Raw genomic sequence first — 6448 nt, 5'->3', positions numbered from 1 at the left:
GCATCGCCACCCTTTACAAACAATGGCGAGGGTCACTGGTTCAAGCCAGGTGATATTAAGCCAGCTAAAGGTATTGAAATAATTTAATCTTCTAATAACCTCGGCTAATAGTTAAATTCCCTTGTAAGCAGCTAAACTGTTGATTATAGTCTGTGATAAATCAAACAACATTCAAGCCAATGCCAACTAAGATCTACGCCAAAGCCAAAATACTGATAGTGGAAGAGCAGCCTCTCGCTCAAAGCTATATGAAACAGTCGCTAGAAAGGCTTGGCTTTCGGCAGTTGTACTTTGCCGATCATGCAATAGCAGCAAAAGAGCAATGCTTAGCGGAGCAATTTGATTTAATTGTATGTTCGTTTAATTTAAGCAAACACCAAGACGGCTACCAACTCTACGAAGAACTCAGAGTTAAACAACTGATAAAAAACTCCACCGCGTTTATTTTTATTTCTGCAGAAACCAGCGGTGCGCTAGTACATAGTGTTTTGGAGCTTCAACCCGACGATTTCTTAGTAAAGCCATTTACGGTACAAGAGTTAAAAACGCGGATTGAGCGTATTTTAAAACGTAAAAATGAGCTACAGAGTATTTATACTTTAATAGATGATGGCAACGACTCTAAAGCTATCAAAGTAATCGATGCCGCTTTAAATAAAAAAAACAATATATATAGTCCTATTCTACTGCGCTTAAAAGGTGATGCGTTGCTTAGGTTAAACCGAAGTGAAGAAGCTAAAGACTTTTTTACCTCGGTGTTAGATATACAAAAATTTGCCTGGGCCAAAGTGGGTTTAGTAGAAGCGTTGATTGCTAACAATGAGCATATACTGGCTCAACGTATGTTAAAAACCATGCTTGAACGTCATGAAACACGTTTAGTTGCTTTAGATTTACTTGGCCGGTTAGAAATCAAATTAAACCAATTTGAGCTAGCACAAGATTTTTTAAGCCAAGCTGTGGATATTGCGCCCCGTAATATTCAAAGACAAAAATCGTTAAGCAATGTTTCGTTAGTAAACCACGATTACGAAAAAAGCTATTTAACCCAAAAAGACATAGCCAGCTACGCGCGTCATTCTATTCACGACAGCCCCGATATTTATCTCAATGCTGCCCGTGCCGGTATAGACTTTGCGCTAACAACCGATCAAACAGATCAAATACAACGTATTTCGCGCCAAACTAACAAATACATCAATGATTTAAAAAAGCAGTTTCCTAATAACGCAAATCAATCTCAAATTGATGTACTTAATGCGCGTTTGCACTATTTAAAAGACGAGCATCAAAAAGCAAAGCGTCTTATTGAGCAGCTCGATGATGACGATACGTTAATACGCTCTGTAGATGGGGCGCTTGATAAAGCAAAAGCGTTTCACGAACTGGGTTTTCACCAAAAAGCACAAGCCTTATTCAGCCAAATAATTAGCCACTGTGAACGCCACCCCAATATGAGTGATATGACTTACTTGCGTTACATTCAACAGCAGCAAAGTGAGCGTCGCGATATTAAAATGGGCCCGAAAGAGCTTAACAACCATGCAGTAACGCAGTTTAATAAAGGGCAATTAAATACAGCGTTAGAGGCGTTTACGCAAGCATTTAGAGTAATGCCGCGCAACCCAAGCATTGCTCTTAATTTATTACAGTGTTTATTTGATTCAACAAAACAAAAAGGCGGCACTTTTAACTTGGTTATTGCTAAAAAGTGTTACGCCCTTTTGAGTAATGCTACCTTGCAACCAGATCAGTCACAGCGATTAGATAAAATTTTGCATATGGCAAAAGAAATGAAACTCGATATACAAAACTTAAGTAAATAAAACCCTAGAGCTTTTTCATTGCAGCGGCATTTACACAGTAGCGCAAACCCGACGGTGCTGGGCCATCAGGAAAAATATGGCCTAAGTGTGCATCACACACATTACACACCACTTCAACGCGCTGCATACCATGGCTTAAATCGTTCACATAACCAATTGCATCGACAGTTGCAGGCTGCGTAAATGATGGCCAACCTGTGCCGCTATCAAACTTTTCATCGGCATCAAAAAGTAAATTATCGCAGCAAACACATGCATATTTACCTGGTTCCAATAATGTACAACTTTGAGAGCTATGTGGGCGTTCTGTACCCTTTTTACGTGTCACATAATATTGCTCATCACTTAGCATTGCCTGCCATTGCGCGTCTGTTTTTACAACCTTTTCGCGTGGCGTAGGGTTGCCATTATTGGCAAAATTTATAACATCATTCCAAGTAAGCATAATAGCCTCCTTCGGTATTAATAAGTGATTAGGGCCTGTTGTTCTTTTAAGGTTAAATTTGCAGCAGTCTGTTTGGTATTTAGGCAAGGCAGAGCCTATGCAGTGTAGTTATTCCCCATAATTGGGCGATAACGTAGCATTAATGCCAAACAGGCGCTGCCCAACGGGTTCTTCCTAGGGGCTATTTACTCTTTGTTGCTCAGCTTTTACTTAGCCCACTAGGTTACAAACCTCGCGCCGCGATTAAATAGCCCCTAGTTTGAACAAACTTTAATCCACAAAGTTCAACAGACCCTAACTAAAGCGAATAGTTTGCTTTTCATGATCTGAAAGTATGCGCTTCATGTAGGCGTCTATGTCATTTTTTTGTGCGGGTAAACTTACACTAAATTGTCGCTCGTTATTGCTATGAATAATAAGCTCATCGTTCTTACTTTCTATATGTTCAATGTTGCCAATAACAAGCCATTGCGGGCCAAATTTTTTATCAAAAAAACCTGCCAAACTAAATAACATTAAGTGCTGTGCATCGCGCTGAATAAAATTATCAAGCGTATTGCGCTTTTTAAAGGCGGGTGTCAGCCTGTAACAACACGAACAAAACACAAATAACCATAATCCTATTACGGCAGAAAACCAAATATGATCAGTTAACGATGTAAACAGCACCAAAGCACCTAAAACAATGCCAATACCAAGCACTACAACGGCAATTTTTTTATTAATGTTATCCATTTAGCTCTCTTTTATTTAGCGTTTTTATCATCTGCTTTTTCGGTAGGCTCTGGCCAATCGTTAAAAAACACCTTTAAATAACGACTCTTTGCCAAGTACCACATTACCCAAAACACAATTACCATTTGCACAGCTAAAAACAGTGAAAACCGGTAATGACTATGTGCTGCTTGTATTGTTAACCAGCTTAAGTCGGTTATTGCGCACACAAGTAACGGCCAGCGCATGTAACGCCATGCCATCGCTAAACGCGCGCTTTGTTGGTGCGAGTCCCGCGGACGTCTTAAGCAAAATAAAAAAGTGGGCACAATCGCAATAGCACCAATTGAAATTGCGATAAAAAAATCGTTTTTAGATTTAAAAAATAACGACATTAAATCAAGCTCAGGGCGGCGACTCAGCGCCGCTATAACCCAAATAAAATACGCCCGTAGTAACACCAATAAACTTAGGTGAAATGCAATTGGCGTACGGTAGCTACCGTATTTATCCCAATACTCGGGTCCATATCGGCTCATTTTATTATCCTAAGCATTGTACTTATCAAACAGTGCAATTAAGTCGTCTTCGCTAAGTATGTCTATACCTAAATCTTGTGCTTTAGTTAATTTAGATCCCGCTTTTTCGCCCGCCACCAATGCATCTGTTTTAGCCGACACACTACCAGCTACTTTTGCACCTAGCTGTTGTAAGCGTGCTTTAGCATCGTTTCGGTTTAAAGTATTAAGCGTGCCTGTTAATACATAGGTTAGCCCAGCTAAAGGTTGTTCATCCTCTGAAGGCGGCGTTAGCGCTGGCCAATTAATGCCTTGTTCGATTAAAGCATTAACCACATCTACATTATGTTGCTCATCAAAAAAGCCACGAACATGCGTTGCTACAATAACGCCTACATCGCTCACTTGCGTAAAGCTTTCAACACTGGCGTGGGTTACCTTTTCAAGTGTTAAAAAATGATTTGCTAAGTTTTGCGCTGTGGCCTCGCCAACCTCACGAATACCCAGCGAATACAAAAACTTTGCAAGCGTCGTTGTTTTTGCAACTTCAAGCGCATCCACTAAGTTTTTAGCCGACTTAGGGCCCATACGCTCAAGTGACTCAAAGTGACCTTGTTTTAATATAAATAAATCTGCGGGGGTTTTTACCAGCTCTCTATCAACCAGCTGATCAACTATTTTGTCGCCTAAGCCATCTATATCAAGCGCTTTGCGTGATGAAAAATGCTTTATCGCTTGTTTACGCTGAGCTTGGCACACTAAGCCACCGGTACAACGAGCCACGGCTTCGCCTTCTACTTTTTCAACGTGTGAGTCACAAATAGGGCAACTGGCAGGAAATACAATGTCGCGTGCATCATCTGGACGGCGCTCTAGCACTACTTGTGTAATTTGCGGAATAACATCGCCAGCGCGGCGTATAATTACTGTATCGCCTACCTTTACACCTAAGCGAGCAATTTCATCGCCGTTGTGAAGCGTTGCATTTGATACCGTAACACCGCCTACAAATACAGGCTCTAAACGCGCTACGGGTGTTATAGCACCTGTACGGCCAACCTGAAACTCAACATCAAGTAACTGGGTTATTTCTTCTTGCGCAGGAAACTTATAAGCGATGGCCCAGCGCGGCGCACGTGCAACAAACCCTAAACGCTCTTGTAAGGCTTTTTGATTTATTTTTATTACTACGCCATCAATTTCATATTTAAGCTCGCTTCTGCGCGTCAAGATATCGCTGTAGTAATCTAAAGCCGCTTGTGTGCCTTCTACTAACTTTGTTTCTGGGCACAGCGGTAAACCCCAATCAGTTAATTTTGCCAATTGTTGGTAGTGATCCTCAGGAATTGTACCCTCAGCCACCAGCCCGGTGCTATATGCATAAAACATTAGTGGGCGTTTAGCAGTAATTTTTGAATCAAGCTGGCGTAGGCTACCTGCGGCTGCATTTCGCGGGTTAACAAATACTTTTTCGCCACGTTTTTCGGCTTCGGCGTTTAGTTTTTCGAACCCAGCGCTATCCATAAATACTTCGCCACGTACTTCAAGCTCTGCCGGGTAATCGCCACGCAGCTTAAGAGGCACATTACGGATTGTTTTTACATTTTGTGTAATATTCTCGCCTGTAAATCCATCGCCGCGCGTTGCTGCCTGCACAAGCACACCATCACGGTAAATAATCGACACTGCCAAGCCATCTAATTTAGGTTCACAACAAAAAGTGAGCTCATCTTGGCTCATTAAACGCTCTTTAATACGGCGGTTAAAAGCGCTAAATTCTTCTTCACTAAAGGCGTTATCAAGCGATAGCATGGGCACTTGGTGAGCAACTTGTTCAAATTTACTCAGCGCTGCGCCTCCTACCTTTTGAGTTGGCGAATCAGGCGTTAAAAATTCTGGATTTTCTCTTTCAAGGGCGCTTAACTCGCGCAATAGTCTATCGTATTCTGCATCAGGAATACTGGGTGTATCAAGGACATAATAATTGTAGTTGTGTTGCTCTAACGTACTACGAAGATGATTAATTTGCTCACTAATGCTGCTAGACATTTAAACCTCAAAAAACATAAAAAAAGCCACTTTTAGGTAAGTGGCTTAATAAAAATAATGTGTGCGTATAAATTACGCAGAAAATGCACGAACCTGCTCAACATATTGACGAACGCGCTCAACGGTCATTTCTTCACGCTCGGCATCTAAAATTTGTGCACCAAATTCATCGGCAATTTTCTTAGCTGCGCTATGTAACATATTAAACGCTGCAAGCCCGTCGCCTTCACAAGGTAAAGTCATAAATAAGCTAACCCCTGCGGTACTAAATTGCTCCATATTATCAATATCAAACGTACCTGGGTTATACATATTTACTAATCTAAATAACACTGGACCTTGCCCTGCAGGGTCTATATGGCGATTAAAAAAGCCTTCTTCTGAATATTTAAATCCTAAAGTATTTACTGCAGGCAATAACTTACTGCCTTGCATGCTTAGCCCCTCAGGCATTTGAATATGCACGATAACAAAGTCAGACACATCTGCTGGCGCTTCTTTTTTGCTCTCTGGCTCTGGTTCTAGCTCTGGCTCTTGGACTACTTGCAGGTCGTCTTCAATGGGTGTTTGCGCCACACTCGTATCTATTTGCGGCTCGTTTGCATCAAAGTTTAGCTCGCCAAATTGCGGCTCATCTCGCTGGGCAACAACCGGCTCTTTAGGTTCAACAGGTGTATGCGAAGGTGTATCTTGCATTGGCTCAACCCGCTCTGAAGGCGCTACCTCTGGGCTGTCTTTTTTTCTAACTGACCATAAACCATGTACTAATAAGCCACCTATGACAAGTACACTGATCACAATTAAAACCAATCTTAGTTCTTCGGCCATCCCCTCACCTTTTATTATTTGTTATGCCTAAACCCGTGTATTAATTAACACTAATACGCTTAAAATAA

Annotated in this window: 6 protein-coding genes; 1 reads left to right on the top strand and 5 read right to left on the bottom strand. The window is 41.4% G+C overall.

The annotated features are described in order from the left end of the window. Positions 1-179: 179 nt before the first annotated feature. The gene (locus CWC17_RS12095; RefSeq protein ID WP_138613040.1) at positions 180-1826 is read left to right on the top strand and encodes a tetratricopeptide repeat-containing response regulator; all 1647 of its coding nucleotides are present in this window, start codon (positions 180-182) and stop codon (positions 1824-1826) included. Positions 1827-1830: 4 nt separating this feature from the next. Here the strand turns inward: CWC17_RS12095 and msrB are convergent, their stop codons facing one another. The 5 genes from msrB to zipA form a co-directional block, all read right to left on the bottom strand. Continuing rightward, the gene (gene msrB, locus CWC17_RS12090) at positions 1831-2271 is read right to left on the bottom strand and encodes a peptide-methionine (R)-S-oxide reductase MsrB (RefSeq protein WP_004588868.1); all 441 of its coding nucleotides are present in this window, start codon (positions 2269-2271) and stop codon (positions 1831-1833) included. 294 nt (positions 2272-2565) lie between these two features. Continuing rightward, positions 2566-3006: a hypothetical protein gene (locus tag CWC17_RS12085; protein ID WP_138613038.1), complete on the bottom strand. Its 441-nt coding sequence runs from the start codon at positions 3004-3006 to the stop codon at positions 2566-2568. An 11-nt stretch (positions 3007-3017) separates the two neighbouring features. Then, positions 3018-3524, bottom strand: a complete 507-nt coding sequence (locus CWC17_RS12080; protein ID WP_138542281.1) for a DUF2919 domain-containing protein — start codon at positions 3522-3524, stop codon at positions 3018-3020. Positions 3525-3533: 9 nt separating this feature from the next. Then, positions 3534-5552 (bottom strand): NAD-dependent DNA ligase LigA, encoded by a 2019-nt coding sequence (gene ligA, locus CWC17_RS12075; RefSeq protein WP_138613036.1) that lies wholly within the window; start codon positions 5550-5552, stop codon positions 3534-3536. Between the two features lie 72 nt (positions 5553-5624). Beyond that, positions 5625-6380: a cell division protein ZipA gene (gene zipA, locus CWC17_RS12070; RefSeq protein WP_138613034.1), complete on the bottom strand. Its 756-nt coding sequence runs from the start codon at positions 6378-6380 to the stop codon at positions 5625-5627. Positions 6381-6448 lie beyond the last annotated feature (68 nt).

It is taken from the genome of Pseudoalteromonas sp. S3785, from assembly GCF_005887365.1.
Classification (GTDB): domain Bacteria; phylum Pseudomonadota; class Gammaproteobacteria; order Enterobacterales; family Alteromonadaceae; genus Pseudoalteromonas.
The sequence above is the reverse complement of the archived record's forward strand: the minus strand, read 5'-3'. Positions and strand labels throughout refer to the sequence as shown.